This window comes from Thalassobacillus sp. C254 (genome assembly GCF_001310615.1).
Window position 1 is genome coordinate 18,704 of the sequence record NZ_BAXQ01000009.1, and the last position, 17,135, is coordinate 35,838.

Here is a 17,135-nt window from a genome sequence, read left to right on the forward strand (position 1 = left end):
GAAGACACCATTTCAATGAGTGATTTGAGGACACAAAATGTTATTTTTCATATCTTATCATTTTTTGTCTTTTTTTAATGCTAATTATCTGAAGTTTAAACATTCAAAAAACTATGGGCACAAAAACTCTTTATACTTAAAAAAGGAGCCTCAGGCATGAATTCTCTCGATCAATCCTTTTCTTTTTTTCTCCCTTTAGAAGGGCAGGATATGCTTCAGCGATTTCTTTACCAGCACTATAAGTCCAACTCCTTTCGTGAGGCGAAGGCATTTAGTTACAACAACACCACCCCTCTTTCCCATTACTGGAAGCTTGGCAGGCTGCTCTTTGAACAGGCTGACTCTTCCCCTTTAGCTCTTCAGCCTTTGCTCTATTTTTATGGATTCGTTGATTTGCTTAAAGGAACTGTCCTTCTCTATGACCCTCACTACCCGAGCTCCTCCCATGTGCTGGCCCACGGTGTCAGTACTCGTAAACGCAAGAAAAGAAGCTATTGTTTTTTAGATGACGAAGTAAAAATTCAAAAAAATGGACTCTTTTCACATACGGCCAGCGTTATGTTCCACATGAAACACGTAGAAGGAGAAAAATGGTCAATGGGTCATCTGCTTTTGCAGATCCCTGAGCTTTATGAACTTTTTACTTTTATTCACAATTATCCACCATTGCTAACCGTAGAGTTCCATCCTGAATTCTTTGAGATTAAAAGCCAGCAGCCAATAGGCCAGACCGAAAGAGAAAATGTAAAAGAATGGATCTCAAAAAAGGAGATGAAAGCCGTACTGAAAGAAGAAGGTTCTTCCGTGCTTTCTTATTCTTCCTCTCTTATAGAGAATTCTGCCTTTAAAAAAACTCTCCTTCAAGATCATGAAAATCGTTATTACCTTCTTCCTGACGTGGAGAAGCATACTGGTTTACATGAATTACTGGTTCATTACCTTCTTTTGTATAACCTAAGCATGATATGCAGATATGAAACGGAATGGTGGGGAGAGCTGATCACCCATCAAACAACCAGTGATTTTTCTTTTATAAAAGCTTATCTTGCCCTTGTACGAGAAAAAGTTCCCTTTCTTTTTCAGCCTTACTATACCCCATAGTATCCTGAAGATCTTTATCAGCGCCAAACAACTACCTCTTTGATTGTGTAAAGATCTTTTGCAGAAAGCTGAATAACCTTCTCAGTATCTTCCATGCAGATAACAGGGCAAGAAGGTGCTTTGTCATCTATGAACACAATCTTTCCTTTTTTACCGTTGTTCAATTTCACAGTAAGGCCAGTTGAAAGTGTAATTAAACTCTCCAGAAGAGTTTCAGTTACTTTAGGGGAAAACTTGCCAAAGTTTTTTAACGATATATCTTCTACCGCCTTAAACGGCGACTGCCCTAAACGGTAAGGGCGGTTTGTTGTCATGGCATGGTAGGCATCTGCCACAGCTACTATTTGACTAAAGGGATGGATCTGATCACTTTTTACACCTGTAGGATATCCGCTTCCATCTTCTCTTTCATGGTGCTGAAGAACAGCCAGGGCCATTTCGTTGGAGGCTATATTTTCCCTGACCATTTTATAGCTTACATATGGATGCTTTTTTACAATTTCATATTCCTTTTCTGTTAATATCCCTTTGTTATCCAGGTGGGATCTTCCTATCTTAAGCATTCCCACATCACATAATGCAGCAGCTTCAGCTATCTGAATGCTCTCTTTTGGTGTATACCCCATCTTTTTACTTATAAAGTAAGAGAGTAATCCGGTACTGACAGCATGGTGATAAGGGTAGTCTTCCTTAATGGAATATTGATTAAGAAACAAAGGTATGGGCGGAATCTTGTCCATTTCTTCAACAAGGCCAGTAAAGATCCCTTCCAGCTTCTTATTATCTACCTTTTCTTTATTCACCCACTCTCTGGAAAGTTTAGTAAAGGTCGTCACTGCCTGTTTGTACCGATACAAAAAAAGGGACGTTTTGGAAGAAGCAAGGCTGCTTTCTTGGTTTACTTCAAAAGAACTATTCTCTGAACTTCTTTCGTTTTGGCTGTTTTCTTTTTCTAAAAGGGAGCCTGTTCCTACAATTTCCACACTCTCTACAAGAAAGACCTCCAGTATTTCTAAGTGAGATTCCTCCAGCACCGTATCTTTTTTCAACAAAGGAACATTCTTAGATACAAACACGTCTTCTTTCAATATAAAGCCTGCTTTTACTTCCTTTGAGTTTACTCTCATCCTCATTCTCCTCTAACCATGACGATTGTCTTCTTTTACCTTTTTTAAGGCATTCAAGCTTAGATCAATTAATCAGATTACGCTCCTTAAACTCTTTGTTTATTTCTTTCATCATACCTTTCAAGGAAATGAAAGGCTATGCTTTTTGATTATAAATAAAAAGGATCAACCTCCGGCCCGTTTGGCCGAAAGTTGATCCTTGGTAAACCATTGTTATTCTTTTTTGCTGCCTGTATTATTCTTCTTCCGAATCCATATCTTCTGCTTCTTCTACTGCTTCTTCTGCAGAAGCTTCCGCCTCACTGGTTTCTTTGGCAGCTTCATTTCCTTCTTCAGTTTCTTCCTCTGTTTCGTCGAGCTCTTCCTCGATTTCTTCCTCGATTTCTTCAGGGATTTCCACTGGTGCAACGGTAGCCACTTCTTCACCTTCTCCTACACGTATCAAGGTAACCCCTTGCGCATAGCGGCCTAACCTGGATATTTCCTCTGCACGTATACGAATCAATACCCCATGTACGGTCATAATCATGATATCCTGCTGATCCGCTACAAATCTCAGGGCAACAAGATGGCCTGTTCTTTCGGTAAGAGTCGCTATTTTAAGACCCTTCCCTCCCCGGTTCTGTACTTTGAATTCTTCTGGGAGAGTTCTCTTGCCAAATCCTTTATTTGTAACAATCAGGACATCTTCATTTTCTTTAATGATGTCCATCCCTATCACTTCATCATCTTCTGCAAGGCTGATGGCCTTCACCCCTGTAGCACTTCGGCCCATGAGCCTGACGTCTTTTTCATGGAAACGGATGCCCATTGCATTCTTTGTTCCAATTAGCAGTTCATCATCCCCGTGGGTCAAACGCACGCCATGAAGCTCATCGTCCTCTCTCAGGTTAATAGCAAACAGGCCGCCTTTTCTTATGTTTGCAAATGCTGACAGGGAAGCACGTTTTGCTATTCCTTTTTTTGTAAGGAAGAATAACGAGGAATCTTCGCTGAAATCCTGGATTGGAATCACCGTACTGATAAATTCATCCTTTTCAATCTGCAGCAGGTTAATCACTGGAATTCCTTTTGCCGTTCGTCTTAATTCAGGAATTTCATACCCTTTTAAACGATAAACCTTCCCCTTGTTAGTAAAAAAGAGAATGGTGTGATGAGAGTTTGTAGTAAATAAATGCTCTACAAAGTCATCCTCGTTGGTTCCCATTCCTTGTATTCCTCTCCCGCCTCGTTTTTGGCTTTTGTAGGTGGATAAAGGAAGTCTCTTAATATATCCCTGGTGAGTGATACTGATCACTACGTTTTGTTTAGGAATCAAGTCCTCATCTTCAATATGATTGCTGCCTGCAGTAATTTCTGTTCGGCGGCTGTCATTAAATCTTTCTTTAAGCTCAGTAAGCTCTTCGCGGATGATTTCCAGGACTTTTTCTTCACTTGCCAGGATTGCTTTCAGTTCTGCAATTCTGGCCATTAATTCTTTATATTCGTTTTCAATTTTATCCCGCTCTAATCCAGTCAAACGTTGAAGACGCATATCAAGGATGGCCTGTGCTTGATCCTGACTTAAAGAGAACCGATCCATTAAACCGTTTCTTGCAATCTCCGTTGTTTGAGAGCTTCTAATTAATTCAATCACTTCATCAAGGTGGTCAAGAGCTATTCGCAGTCCTTCCAATATGTGAGCCCTTGCTTCTGCTTTGCGAAGTTCAAAAGCAGTCCTTCGTTTAATTACCTCTTTTTGATGCTCTAAATAATATGATAAGCATTGTTTTAAGTTCAGCACCTTCGGCTGTCCGTCAACGAGGGCCAGCATATTGATGCCAAAGCTCGTCTGCAATGCCGTCTGCTTATATAAGTTATTTAACAACACATTTGCGTTTGCATCCTTGCGGACTTCAATTACGATTCTAAGGCCCGTGCGATCCGATTCGTCTCTTAAGTCTGTGATTCCTTCAATCTTCTTATCCCGGACAAGTTCCGCTATCTTTTCTACCAGCCGTGCCTTATTTACCTGGTAGGGAAGCTCAGTTACAATAATTGCTTGTTTTCCATTCGGGCTTTCTTCTATTTCAGCTACCGCACGAATTAAAATGGAACCACGTCCGGTTAAGTATGCTTTTCGAATGCCGCTTCGTCCTAAAATGGTAGCCCCTGTTGGAAAGTCAGGACCTGGGATATGTTCCATTAATTCTTCAATTGAGATCTCCGGATTCTCGCTGAGCTCGAGCACTCCATTAATCACTTCACCAAGCTGGTGAGGAGGTATATTGGTAGCCATCCCTACAGCAATGCCGGCGGCTCCATTAACAAGGAGGTTGGGGAAACGTGACGGAAGAACAATGGCTCTCTTTCTGCCCCGTCATAGTTATCTTGATAGTCAATTGTGTCTTTATTAATGTCACGAACCATTTCCATGGAGATCTTGGCCATTCGCGCTTCAGTGTAACGCATGGCAGCTGCTGCATCTCCATCTACGGATCCAAAGTTTCCATGTCCGTCGATAAGCATATAACGGAAACTAAAATCCTGTGCCATCCTTACCATCGTTTCATAAACGGCAGAGTCACCGTGCGGGTGGTATTTCCCAATAACCTCTCCGACGATACGCGCTGACTTTTTGTATGGCTTATCCGGTGTCATGCCTAATTCGTTCATAGCAAATAAAATTCTGCGGTGCACAGGCTTTAAACCATCTCTTACGTCTGGCAAAGCACGGCTGACAATTACGCTCATGGCATAGTCTAAAAAAGACGTCTGCATTTCTTGTCCTATGTTTATTTCTCTTACTCTGGATTCATTCTCTGCCATCCTACTACCTCCATTTCCTTCCGGTAACGTCCTGGCAGTGGGCTCTGGATTCTATTGCCCTGTTACCAATATTAAGCAGGAAAGGGCAGGGTCCTCTTCCCCACCCTCTTGCTTATACGTCTAGATTCTTAACATAATGTGCATTTTCCTGAATAAAATCTCGCCGTGGTTCCACGCGGTCGCCCATAAGCGTTTCGAAAATTTCATCGGCTTTCATGGCGTCTTCCAAGGTAACCTGCAGCGTTGTACGTGTCTCAGGGTCCATCGTAGTCTCCCACAGCTGATCCGGTTCATTTCACCAAGCCCCTTATAGCGCTGATACCCTGGTTTAGGCTGCTTAGGAAGCTCTTCCAGGATTTGATCTAGTTCCTTTTCATAATACGCATAGTGGATCGCTTTTCCTTGCTGAACCTTGTAAAGAGGAGGCTGGGCAATATATACATATCCTTCTTCAATAAGGGGACGCATGTATCGATAGAAAAAGGTTAAGATAAGCGTTCGAATATGGGCGCCATCCACATCGGCATCAGTCATAATAATAATCTTATGATACCTTGCTTTTGAGATATCAAATTCTTCGCCAATCCCGGTACCTAAGGCAGTGATAATTGAACGTATTTCATTATTTGCAAGGATCTTGTCAAGCCTTGCTTTTTCCACATTAATAATCTTACCGCGCAAAGGAAGAATTGCCTGAAAGTGCCGGTCTCTCCCTTGTTTTGCTGATCCTCCGGCTGAGTCGCCCTCCACTATATAAATTTCACTGATAGAAGCATCCTTCGTGGAGCAGTCTGCGAGTTTTCCAGGAAGAGAGCTTACTTCCAGGGCGCTTTTTCTTCTTGTAAGCTCCCTGGCTTTTTTCGCTGCTTCCCGAGCCCTTGAAGCCATCAGTCCTTTTTCCACAATCAGCTTTCCAGTGTCCGGGTTTTCAATTAAGAAACGTGAAAAAGCTTCTGAAAACAAGGAATCAGTAATCGTTCTGGCTTCACTGTTTCCTAGCTTTGTCTTTGTCTGCCCTTCAAATTGCGGATCGGGAATCTTCACCGAAATGATAGCTGTCAGTCCTTCTCTTACATCTTCTCCTGTAAGATTAGGATCGTTTTCTTTAAAGAGGCTGTTCTTACGGGCATAATCATTGATCACACGTGTGAGGCCTGTTTTAAAGCCTGACTCGTGGGTCCCGCCTTCGTGGGTATTTATGTTATTAGCAAATGAATAAATATTACTGGCAAAGCTGTCATTATATTGGACGGCTATTTCAACCTGAATACCTTCTTTTTCACTTTCAATGAAAATAGGCTTTTCGTGCAAAGTATCACGAGAGCGATTCAAGTATTCTACAAAGGAAGCGATGCCTCCTTCGTAGTAATACTCTACCTTCTTTTCTTCTTCTTCTCTCTTATCCGTAAAAATAATTCTGAGCCCTTTATTTAAAAAGGCCAGCTCCCGAAGCCTGGTTGCTAATGTATCAAAATCAAACTCCTGGGTTTCCTGAAAAATTTCCTGGTCAGGCTTAAAATGTATCTTCGTGCCCCGCTTTTCTGTCGTGCCGATCTGCTCTAGATCCTGCTGGGGCACACCTCTTTTAAAGCTTTGAAAATAGATTTCTCCTTCTCTGTGCACTTCTACTTCTAAAAGTTCTGACAGAGCGTTCACAACAGAAGCTCCTACCCCATGTAAGCCGCCTGATACCTTGTAACCGCCGCCGCCAAATTTACCTCCTGCATGAAGAACGGTCATAATCACTTCAACAGCAGGTCGGCCCATTTTTTCATGCATGCCGACAGGGATCCCGCGCCCGTTATCTTGCACGGTAATGCTATTATCTTCTTCCACAGCGATTTCTATTGTGTCACAATATCCGCCCATCGCTTCATCAATACTATTATCAACAATTTCCCACACTAAATGGTGGAGTCCCCGTCCGCTTGTAGAGCCAATGTACATTCCCGGGCGTTTTCTTACGGCTTCCAAACCTTCCAAGACCTGAATTTGACTCTCATCATATGAATGTTGTTCCATGGACAATTTATTCACCTTCACTTCCTATGGAAATATCACAGCTTCCTTGAACTGTGCTTTCCGTTCAGTTACCTCGTCATGCTGAAAAAAAGATTCGGAAATTTCTTCCTTGCTTACGATCTATTTTTATATGGGAGCTTTCCCATTAATTGTCATGCACGGTTTCTTCTTCACTATAATCCTCAATACCTGACACAACTGAAGCCCTTCTTTTAAGGGTTAATGAGGAAATAGGTGAAAAGTAAAGGATATCGTCAGTTACGACAATCGACTTTTGCAAATCTGCAGAAATTTCTATGATGTCTTTCTTGTCTTTGGCATTTAAAAACTGCTGACTGATTGCTGAAGACTTGTTTGTTTCATAATCTAAGATTGCCACTACGTCTTTAGCGCGGATTACCGTGTCACCGCCTAAATGGATAAACATCGTATACCCCTCATTTCTTCTGCTGCAAACGACCATCTTCTACATAAAACATGGAAGCTTGCTTTAGTGTCTCATGCTCTATACCTTCAACGCTGGTTGTCGTTACAAAGGTCTGCACCTTGCCCTGGATCGTATTTAAAAGGTGAGACTGACGGTGATCATCTAATTCAGAAAGAACATCGTCTAATAATAAAATCGGGTATTCCCCGATGTTTTCTCGAATTAGTTCTATTTCAGCCAGCTTTAATGATAAAGCGGTCGTTCGCTGCTGTCCCTGTGAACCATATGTTTGCACGTTCCTGTCATTTACCGTTAATTTAATATCTTCCCGGTGAGGACCAACTAGCGTCACACCGCGGCGTTTCTCATTATCTCTTACTTTCCCAAATGCTTGTTTGTATTCTTCTTCTATCATCGACAATTCCATGCCTTCTGATACCTCTGCAGTAGGGACATACGAAAGAATCAGCTCCTCTTTTCCCCGGCTGATTTCTTTATGAATCGTCTTCGCCCATTTTTCCAGCATGTTCAGAAAGTGGAAACGCCTTTCGACTAACTTGGCTGCTGCTTTTATTAATTGCTCAGTCAGCACCTCCAGCATCATATCGGCTTGAGTGCCTGACTTGGAAAACATGTCTTTCAGCAACTGGTTTCGTTGCTTTAATATCCGGTGATAGACAGCAAGATCATGCAAATAAACCGAACTGATCTGCCCTATTTCCATATCAATAAATCGGCGCCTGACTTGTGGGGCGCCCTTCACTAAATTTAAATCTTCTGGTGCGAACATGACTACATTGCATGCTCCTATATATTCACTTAACTTTCTTTGTTCTAATTCATTATATTTAACCTTTTTTCCCTTTTTTGAAAGGATCACTTCAAGACTAAACGGGCCTGATGATTTCGAAAGCTGGGCATGGATGCGAGCAAAATCCTCATCCAGTTTATTAACTCTTTCTCCCTGGGAGTCCGGTGGGATTTTGTAAAAGCAAGCACATAGATAGCTTCCATAAGGTTTGTTTTCCCTTGAGCATTTTCCCCTATTATAACATTGATTTTATTTTCAAATTGCAGGGTCAGCTCTTCATAATTTCTATACTGTTTTAAATAAAGCGATTCAATATGCAAAAAGCATCCCTCTAACTAGAAGCGGAAACAACAAACTGCCCTATCCCTTTAATAACTATTTCATCCCCGTCATAGAGCTTTTTCCCTCTTCGCTGTTCCGGCTCTCCATTTAACTGAATCTCATGTTCAGATAAAAACCACTTGGCCATTCCGCCTGTATCGATAACCCCGGTTTCTTTTAAGAATTGACCAAGAGTAATATATTCTGTTGAAATCTTTACTTGCTCCATCCCTTGCTCCCTCCTTTTGTCACCAGTTTTCAATCAGGAAAATAAGGTCTTTACCAAAATAAAAAATGTATGCCTCCGCAAGGCACATGGATACATCTTATATTTTACTAAACTCTCGTCCATACGCCAATAGGCTGTTTGGATTTCTTTTTTTCCTTAAGGCTCTACTCCTTATTGTCTTTACATTTTATTATTTTACCCTTTTTGTTTTTTTCTTTATCAAAAGAAAACCCGCTTTTTTGGGAAAGCGGGGAATCGGCTGAGAACTCAATACTCTTTTTAGTATGTTCTGACGGGTGAAAAAAGGTGAAGCATTTGGTTATGGTCAGTCGGACGAATGACAAAAGGACTCATAGCTCCAGTAAACATGATATCAATCACTTCACTATCAATGACTTTTAAGGCATCCATGATGTTTTTGCCGTTAAAAGAGATCCTGAGTTCTTCTCCTTCAAGCTTTTCGGTCGTGATTTTTTCAGTAACCTTCCCTACTTCTGCAGATACCGAGCTCACTTCAATTGTTGTTTGATCAAGCGTCTTTAGGTTAATGACATTGTTTTTTGCTTCCCTGGACAACAGCAGGGCACGTTCGAGTGAATTTAAAAGCTCTTTTGTGTGGATTTCCATGCGCGTTTTTGACTGGCTTGGAATCATATTTTTTGTTACCGGATACTTTCCATCGAGTAAACGAGAGAAAAACAAAAGGTTCTTAAGTTTAAACAGAACTTGGCTTTCGGTTACTACAATGTCTATATAGTCTTCGCTGTCTTCTACGATCTTGCTTAGTTCGTTTAAGCTTTTCCCTGGAATCACGACGTTGCTTATTTCCAGTTCCTCCATGTTTGTTTCCACAGGAGCCGTCCGAAGTGCCAGCCTGTGACTGTCTGTTGCAGTACAGGAAAGTGTCTGGTCTTCTATTTCCAGGTTTACACCTGTCAACACGGGGCGTGTTTCCTGAGAGGACACTGCAAAAACTGTTTGTCTGATCATATCTTTCAACAGACTTTGGGGCAACGAAAACGTCTGATCTTCCTCAAGCTGTGGTAAACGCGGGTACTCTTCAGGATCCAGTCCGTTTAAATTAAACACTACACTTCCTGATCGTAAAGTGGTCGCAAATTGATCTTGAACACTTACCTCTATTTCATTACCAGGGAGTTTTTTTACGATATCAGCGAAGAATTTTGCCTGAAGTACGATGCTTCCTTCATTTTTTACTTCCACATTTCTTTTTTCATCTTCTTCTGATGGAATAAACGCTTCTATGGATATATCAGAATCACTTCCTGTTAAAGTGACGCCTGTTTGTGAAGCTGAAATTTTTATGCCCGTTAATATGGGGATTGTTGTACGGGAAGAAACAGCTTTATTTACATGCTGTACCCCGTGTACAAATTGTTCTCTGTTTATGACAAAATGCATAATTCATCTCCCTTTAACATATATTTATTATTTAATAAAAAAATCGTCGTAGTAATAGAGGGTGTTTATACTGTGGATAAGTCAGAAGAGTTCACGAATGGCAAAGAAATCCACATGTGGATAGTGTGTGTGTAACTTTACTGGTTTTGCACATTATCCTTTAAGCTTGTCGATAATTTCCTGCACCTTTTGCTGTAATTCTTCATCAGACGACATTAATTTTGAAATTTTCTCATGAGCATGAATGACTGTCGTGTGATCTCTTCCGCCGAATTCCTCCCCGATTTTAGGCAGAGATGAATCTGTCATTTCCCTTGAGAGGTACATAGCAATCTGTCGCGGAAAAGCGATCGTTTTTGTTCGTTTTTTTGCCATGAGTTCATCTCTTTGAATTTGAAAGTGTCCGGCTACCTGCGTTTGAATATCCTGTATGGTCACAACCCTCGGCTTAGCTGAAGGGATGATATCTTTTAAGGCTTCTGCAGCAAGATCGGCATTCATATCCTGGTTAATTAACGAAGAATAAGCGACCACTCGAATCAGAGCCCCTTCAAGCTCCCTTATATTTGTATCTATTTGATTTGCGATATAAAGCATGACTTCATTTGGGATATCAAGCTTCTCTGCTTTTGCTTTTTTTCGCAGGATCGCAATTCTCGTTTCCAGGTCTGGAGGCGTAATGTCTGTGATTAACCCCCATTCAAATCTGGAGCGGAGCCGATCTTCCAAAGTGGGAATCTCTTTTGGTGGACGATCACTTGAGATCACAATTTGTTTGCTTTCTTCGTGCAGGGCGTTAAACGTATGGAAAAATTCTTCTTGAGTCTGTTCTTTCCCCGCTAGAAATTGAATATCATCTATCAAAAGAACGTCAACGTTTCGATACTTGTTTCGAAAGTTAATCGTTTTGTTGTCACGGATAGAATTAATAAACTCATTAGTGAATTTCTCAGAAGATAAATACACCACGCGAGCACTAGGATTATGGTCAATGACGTAATGCCCGATTGCGTGCATCAAGTGTGTTTTCCCAAGTCCTACACCACCGTATATAAATAAGGGATTGTACGCTTTAGCAGGTGCTTCGGCCACTGCTAAAGAAGCAGCATGGGCAAATCGGTTTCCTGAGCCAATGACAAACGTGTTAAACGTATATTTGTCATTTAACATGCTTTTTGGAATTTCTTCTTGTGCAGCCTGGGCTTTAGGAGGGGATTTCTTCAAATCTTCCTCAACTGAAAACTGATCTGTTTCCTCATCATCCGGGATAATAAATTTCACCTGCAAAGCAGCGCCGGTAATGTCCTTTAATGTATCGGAAATAATGTCGGAATATCGGTTTTCAAGCCAGTCCCTGGCGAATTCATTGGGTGCTTTTACAATGATCATGTCTTCTTTTATATCTGCTGCTTGAGTTGCCTTCAGCCAGGTTTCAAAACTGGGCTTACTCACTTTTTTTTGAATAAGCTCGAGTGTTTGATTCCACAAATCAGTTATATTCTCCAATCCGTGCACCCTCCTTTTGTCAGTAATATTGTCTTCCCTTCCGAGAAAAACAAGGCAAGAAAGGCTTCCCAACTTCATTGTGAAAATAAGAAGGAAGCCTCGTAAGGTCAGTTGTATAAGAAATGTTCACCCTGTATGTATAAAAATACTTCAGTACTTATGCACAAAAAAACAGCACTAATAAACATGTATATATAATATAGTAGGAAGAAGGAATGTCCACAACTGGAAGTGAAATGTGGACAAGCATATACAGAGCCTGTGGAAAGTTATCAACACAGTTATCAACAGCTGTGGATAAGAAAAACCTTGTTCACAGTTGTCCAGAGTAAAAACAAATATATCATATCAAAAAAAAGAGCGTTAGCAACGGGATTATATGTACTTATCCACACAACTCTACCCCTTGTGTACAATAATTATCCACACCACAAGATGGTGTGTACAACTTGTCGAAAAGGTGTCGAAAACTAAAAAAAGGAACAGAAAAGTTATCCACAAAGGCAAATTCGGTTACAAGGAACAAAGATTACATCATTTAGGGAAATTCATTTTTTAGGCAGGCAGAATTTCTTTTTTTATGCTCTGATAAAGAAGAAAGTTGATTTCTTATGGGAGAAAAAACGCATACGACATCGGGAATAGCATTATCCGAAGATCCCAAAAGGTGTTTTCCCCAAGACTATGGCAAACCGAGACATAGAGGACACCGTGAATGAAGTGATGCAGGAATAGATGTTGCACTTACGTTTAGGAGCAAGCGAGCGTAAATAAACAATAAAGTTTTACAAAGCCTTTTTAATTAGAGGAGTGTTTTCATTTACCTTTGACTTATGTGAATATAAAAAACAGAAGCATCTTGACATGTTTGTCTTTCCTCTATATAATTCTACAGGATGTCTTGTTTATAGAAGATAAACCTCAGGAGGTGCATATAGAATGGGAAAACCAACTTTTAACCCGAATAATCGTAAGCGTAAAAAGGTTCATGGCTTCCGTGCGCGTATGAGCACAAAGAATGGACGTCATGTATTAAAGCGTCGTCGTCAAAAAGGAAGAAAAGTATTATCTGCTTAAGGCCACTGATTGTGACAGTGGTCTTTTTTCTCTTTTATCTTGTATGTTTTAAAAAGAAGGGGAACTTACAAGTGTGAAATCCACTTTTTTCATTACATATTTTTTGTCTAATGAGGTGCTGGGATGAAAAAGGAGTACAGAATAAAAAAAATGAAGAATTTAGTGCTGTGTTCCAAAAGGGGACCTCTTTTGCCAATCGGCAGTTAGTAATTTATGTTATGGATAAACCAGGTCAGGAGCACTTTCGAGTCGGACTTACGGTCAGCAAAAAAGTAGGGAACGCTGTAACCAGAAATCGGATTAAGCGCCACCTTCGTGAGCTTGTCAGGGAATTTAAAGATGACATGCTTCAAGAGAAAGATTACGTAATTATTGCAAGAAATCCTGTAGCCAATATGGATTACCATGAAATAAAGAAGAGCCTTATTCATGTAATGAAAAGGGGAAAGATATTAAGATCATCCAGACAATCAAGGCAGCAATCTCCAAAAAACATAAGAAAAAAATAACAGGAACAAAATTGTTCATAGAATGATATCTTTATTTCTTGTTATCTCTTCGCTACAATAGTAAAAGTAGTGTCTTTTGACCAAAATTGTAGGTTTTTATGAGAAAGGTTCTGTGACCTGAAATGTTCGTTTTCTCCAGGAAGAAGCGGGAGTGGACAACTGGGACTGGCAGGGGAGGAAGACTGTGAAAACAATTATGTTTGTGGTCGTGCAGTAAGAACAAGCGGCCAATGGCACGCTGTTTGTTTTCTCATCTCGACACCCAACATGGTGCGGGAATTTTTTATAAAGCCTGCTCATACTTAGATATAGTCAAGGAGGAAGGGTAGTGAGCAAGAAACTAGGTTTGGCAGCAATGCTTGTTGGTTTAATGGTTTTTTTGACTGGATGTTTCAACATTGAGGATCCGATCACAGCTGACAGCGAAGGTGTTTGGGATTCTTTTTTTGTGTATCCGCTCTCGTGGCTTTTAATTACGATAGCTGAATACTTTCAAGGAGATTACGGGTATGGTCTTTCGATCATTATTGTAACGATTATCCTTCGTATTTTAATTCTGCCGTTAATGATTAAACAAACAAAAAGCGCCAAAGCAATGCAGGAACTTCAGCCTGAAATGCAGAAGTTAAGAGAAAAATACAGTGCAAAAGATCAGCAGACACAGCAAAAGCTTCAGCAGGAAACAATGAAGATGTTCCAGGAACGGGGAGTCAATCCATTGGCGGGCTGTCTGCCTATCTTCATTCAAATGCCGATTCTTATTGCTTTTTACCATGCAATTATGAGAACGAGAGAAATTGAAGGACATGTATTTTTATGGTTCCCTCTCGATTCCCCGGATTTTATCTTACCGCTGATTGCAGGGGTAACCACATTCATTCAGCAAAAAATGATGATGGTTACAGATAACCCGCAAATGAAAATTTTGCTTTATATGATGCCGATCATGATTACAGTATTTGCTTTCTTCTTCCCGGCAGCACTTGCATTATACTGGGTTATCGGTAACTTGTTTATGATTGTCCAAACGTACTTTATTACTGGTCCGAATGTGAAGAAAAAAGCTGATGCTGAAGCAGGAGGAGCGAAAAAGTAGTGAGAACGATTAAGGTCTCCGGTAAAACGATTGAAGAAGCCTTATCTCAAGCACTTAACGACCTTGAAGCACAAAGAGACGAAGTGGAGTACGAGGTACTTGAAGAACCTCAAAAAGGGTTCCTCGGGTTCATTGGAAACAAGCCTGCTTTACTGAAGGTGCAGGTGAAACCTCAGCCAAAAGAAGAAGCTTTATCCTTTTTAAAACAGCTTCTGCAGGACATGGAAGTAAAGGCAGAGGTAGAGGAAAAGGGAGAAGGAAAGGATATTGAATTTCATCTGACAGGGGAAGATTTAGGGTCTCTTATCGGAAAAAGAGGAAAAACGTTAGATGCCATTCAGTATCTTGTTAATCTGGTTGCAAACCGTCACTCTGGTCAATACCTTCGGCTTACGGTAGACGCTGAAGGATACCGTGAAAGAAGAAAACAGTCGTTAGAGCATTTAGCATCTCGTCTGGCAAACAAGGCTTTGAAAACAAGGCAAAAGGTAACACTCGAGCCAATGAATGCGAGAGAAAGAAAAATCATTCATCATGCCTTGCAAAAGTCACGTGAGATAGAGACTTTTTCGGAAGGAAAAGAACCTTATCGTAAAGTTACTATCCTTCCTAAGGATCATAGCGGGAAGAGATAGGGACAACGGCCGGAGACGCCGTTGCTCACAAACGAAAGGAGACGCCACTCAGGCGTCTCTTTTTTTATGGTTACGAGCTGCTTATCGCATCTTTGATATATTATTGATGCAGCAATTTTTACCAAATAAGCTCGCTTTCTTCATTATAGGTAATTACTAAAGAAAGGAAGGCAGTCAACGTCATTCAAATGGTAAGGTAATACAATTTTCCAGCTGCACACCCCCGCCGTGTTTCCTGCTCGCTAAAGGAGGATCGATGTGTGGTCTACGTAGAGTCTATATGTAGTCTACATGTAGCAGAAGATACAACCTGAGCGTTGGAAAAGGCTCGTGTGTGACTGACCAATAGCAATGCGAAGAGCAGGATCTCTCCAGCTCCTCCTTTTTAGACAACCAGAATGACTGAGAGCAAATACGGAAGGAAACGGAGGCAGATGCTGGAGAGGAGTCATATTCATGAAAACAGTTATCCACTTGTGGATAAATATTCTTTATATCCCTCGTTTTTTGTGATATTCTATTTTGTCAGGAAAGGAATATATCCACAACCTTTTCTGAAAGAAAAAGCTTCTTATCATTTATTAAGACCTTTTTGGCTATACCATAGATAATTACTTTAATTTATATAGAAGAAAAACAGGGAGGTGTGTTTCTTGGAATTTGATACGATTACCGCCATTTCCACTCCTTCGGGGGAAGGGGCAATAGCGATTGTGCGGATCAGTGGAGATGCGGCAGTCACGATTGCCGACAATATTTTTAAAGGAAAAACACCTCTGGCAAAGGCTGAGACTCATACAATTCATTACGGACATTTGATAGAGCCGTCTACAAGTGAAATAATAGAAGAAGTGATGGTCTCTGTACTGAGGGCTCCTCGTACGTTTACAAAAGAAGATATCATAGAGATTAACTGCCACGGGGGAATTGTATCGGTTAACCGGGTTCTTGACCTGGTTCTCAGCCAGGGAGCAAGGCTTGCTGAACCTGGTGAGTTTACCAAAAGAGCCTTTCTGAATGGCCGAATTGACCTTTCCCAGGCAGAAGGGGTTATTGATTTAATTCGCGCGAAAACTGACCGGGCAATGAATGTGGCTTTAAAACAAGTTGAAGGTCGATTGTCTTCTCAGGTGCGCCGCTTAAGACAAAAGCTGCTGGAAACAGTCGCTCATGTCGAAGTAAATATTGATTATCCTGAATATGATGCAGAAACCGTGACTCTTGAGTTATTGAAAGAAAAAGGGGAAGAGGTCCGCCAGGAAATCGAGCAGCTTCTGATGACGGCAAAACAAGGGAAAATTCTAAGAGAGGGATTGGCAACTGCATCATAGGGCGCCCTAATGTAGGAAAATCATCTCTTATGAACAGCCTTGTCCATGAAAACAAAGCGATTGTCACAGACATTCCCGGCACGACAAGAGACGTGCTTGAAGAGTATGTGAATGTTCGCGGAGTTCCCCTTCGTTTAATAGATACAGCTGGAATCAGAGAAACAGAGGACATCGTGGAGAAAATCGGTGTAGAACGCTCAAGAAAGGCGTTAGCTGACGCTGAACTCATCCTCTTTGTGTTAAATGCCGCTGAAGAATTATCTAAAGAAGATGAGGCTCTCTTTGAAGCGATACAGGATATGAATGCCGTAGTAGTTTTAAATAAGACAGATCTGGAGATCACAATAGATACAGACAGGGTAAGCAGCTTAGCTGGAGAGCGGCCTGTGATCGGTACTTCCTTATTGAGAGAAGAAGGCATTGACGAGCTTGAACAAGCGATTGCCCATCTCTTTTTTGATGAAGGTGTGGAAGGGGCCGATTTAAGCTACGTGTCTAACGCTCGCCATATTGCCCTGTTAAAGCAGGCTAAAGGAGCTATTGAAGAAGCACTGGAAGGAGCAGATATGATGCTTCCGGTGGATATGGTTCAAATTGATATTACCCGGGCTTGGGAGCTTCTCGGTGAAGTTATTGGCGATAACGTTCATGAAAGCTTGATCGATCAGCTGTTTTCTCAATTCTGTTTAGGAAAATAAAGAATGAATGAAATA

Annotated in this window: 10 protein-coding genes and 4 pseudogenes; 6 read left to right on the plus strand and 8 right to left on the minus strand. The window is 41.0% G+C overall.

Annotation, left to right across the window (positions count from 1 at the left end; genetic code table 11):
- Nucleotides 1-156: 156 nt before the first annotated feature.
- Nucleotides 157-1,101 (plus strand): YaaC family protein, encoded by a 945-nt coding sequence (locus tag JCM19033_RS10210; RefSeq protein ID WP_054636238.1) that lies wholly within the window; start codon nt 157-159, stop codon nt 1,099-1,101.
- Between the two features lie 17 nt (nt 1,102-1,118).
- Here JCM19033_RS10210 and JCM19033_RS10215 read toward each other — a convergent pair whose 3' ends face one another.
- The 8 genes and pseudogenes from JCM19033_RS10215 to dnaA form a co-directional block, all read right to left on the minus strand.
- Nucleotides 1,119-2,228 carry an HD-GYP domain-containing protein gene (locus tag JCM19033_RS10215; RefSeq protein ID WP_054636239.1) on the minus strand — a complete coding sequence of 370 codons (1,110 nt, stop codon included), beginning with the start codon at nt 2,226-2,228 and terminating at the stop codon, nt 1,119-1,121.
- Nucleotides 2,229-2,463: 235 nt separating this feature from the next.
- Nucleotides 2,464-5,036 (minus strand): annotated as a pseudogene (gene gyrA / locus JCM19033_RS10220) (DNA gyrase subunit A).
- A 112-nt stretch (nt 5,037-5,148) separates the two neighbouring features.
- Nucleotides 5,149-7,058 (minus strand): annotated as a pseudogene (gene gyrB / locus JCM19033_RS10225) (DNA topoisomerase (ATP-hydrolyzing) subunit B).
- A gap of 145 nt (nt 7,059-7,203) precedes the next feature.
- Nucleotides 7,204-7,485: an extracellular matrix regulator RemB gene (gene remB / locus JCM19033_RS10230; RefSeq protein WP_054636240.1), complete on the minus strand. Its 282-nt coding sequence runs from the start codon at nt 7,483-7,485 to the stop codon at nt 7,204-7,206.
- A 10-nt stretch (nt 7,486-7,495) separates the two neighbouring features.
- Nucleotides 7,496-8,616 (minus strand): annotated as a pseudogene (gene recF, locus JCM19033_RS10235) (DNA replication/repair protein RecF).
- Between the two features lie 11 nt (nt 8,617-8,627).
- Entirely contained in the window at nt 8,628-8,846 is a 219-nt protein-coding gene (gene yaaA / locus JCM19033_RS10240) for a S4 domain-containing protein YaaA (RefSeq protein ID WP_054636241.1), read from the minus strand.
- A gap of 279 nt (nt 8,847-9,125) precedes the next feature.
- The gene (gene dnaN / locus JCM19033_RS10245) at nt 9,126-10,268 is read right to left on the minus strand and encodes a DNA polymerase III subunit beta (protein ID WP_054636242.1); all 1,143 of its coding nucleotides are present in this window, start codon (nt 10,266-10,268) and stop codon (nt 9,126-9,128) included.
- A 153-nt stretch (nt 10,269-10,421) separates the two neighbouring features.
- A complete protein-coding gene (gene dnaA / locus JCM19033_RS10250) occupies nt 10,422-11,774 on the minus strand; it encodes a chromosomal replication initiator protein DnaA (RefSeq protein WP_054636243.1) in 1,353 nt (450 codons plus the stop codon).
- 939 nt (nt 11,775-12,713) lie between these two features.
- Between dnaA and rpmH the strand changes: the two genes are divergently transcribed.
- The 5 genes and pseudogenes from rpmH to mnmE all read left to right on the plus strand — a co-directional run bounded on the left by rpmH (nt 12,714) and on the right by mnmE (nt 17,120).
- Nucleotides 12,714-12,851, plus strand: a complete 138-nt coding sequence (rpmH, locus tag JCM19033_RS10255; RefSeq protein WP_054636244.1) for a 50S ribosomal protein L34 — start codon at nt 12,714-12,716, stop codon at nt 12,849-12,851.
- A 167-nt stretch (nt 12,852-13,018) separates the two neighbouring features.
- Nucleotides 13,019-13,360, plus strand: a complete 342-nt coding sequence (gene rnpA, locus JCM19033_RS10260) for a ribonuclease P protein component (RefSeq protein ID WP_374701229.1) — start codon at nt 13,019-13,021, stop codon at nt 13,358-13,360.
- A 328-nt stretch (nt 13,361-13,688) separates the two neighbouring features.
- Nucleotides 13,689-14,456 carry a YidC family membrane integrase SpoIIIJ gene (gene spoIIIJ, locus JCM19033_RS10265; protein ID WP_054636246.1) on the plus strand — a complete coding sequence of 256 codons (768 nt, stop codon included), beginning with the start codon at nt 13,689-13,691 and terminating at the stop codon, nt 14,454-14,456.
- Complete coding sequence (gene jag, locus JCM19033_RS10270) at nt 14,456-15,091, plus strand: RNA-binding cell elongation regulator Jag/EloR (RefSeq protein WP_054636247.1); 636 nt, start codon at nt 14,456-14,458, stop codon at nt 15,089-15,091. The genes spoIIIJ and jag overlap by 1 nt, the downstream gene beginning before the upstream one ends.
- 653 nt (nt 15,092-15,744) lie before the next feature.
- Nucleotides 15,745-17,120: pseudogene (gene mnmE / locus JCM19033_RS10275) on the plus strand (tRNA uridine-5-carboxymethylaminomethyl(34) synthesis GTPase MnmE).
- The last annotated feature ends 15 nt before the right edge of the window (nt 17,121-17,135 follow it).

What these genes read in the sequence shown, in the direction of transcription:
- JCM19033_RS10210 (WP_054636238.1), top strand. Translation starts at nt 157, where the DNA reads ATGAATTCTCTCGATCAATCCTTTTCTTTTTTTCTCCCTTTAGAAGGG.
- JCM19033_RS10215 (WP_054636239.1), bottom strand. Translation starts at nt 2,228, where the DNA reads ATGAGAGTAAACTCAAAGGAAGTAAAAGCAGGCTTTATATTGAAAGAA.
- remB (WP_054636240.1), bottom strand. Translation starts at nt 7,485, where the DNA reads ATGTTTATCCATTTAGGCGGTGACACGGTAATCCGCGCTAAAGACGTA.
- yaaA (WP_054636241.1), bottom strand. Translation starts at nt 8,846, where the DNA reads ATGGAGCAAGTAAAGATTTCAACAGAATATATTACTCTTGGTCAATTC.
- dnaN (WP_054636242.1), bottom strand. Translation starts at nt 10,268, where the DNA reads ATGCATTTTGTCATAAACAGAGAACAATTTGTACACGGGGTACAGCAT.
- rpmH (WP_054636244.1), top strand. Translation starts at nt 12,714, where the DNA reads ATGGGAAAACCAACTTTTAACCCGAATAATCGTAAGCGTAAAAAGGTT.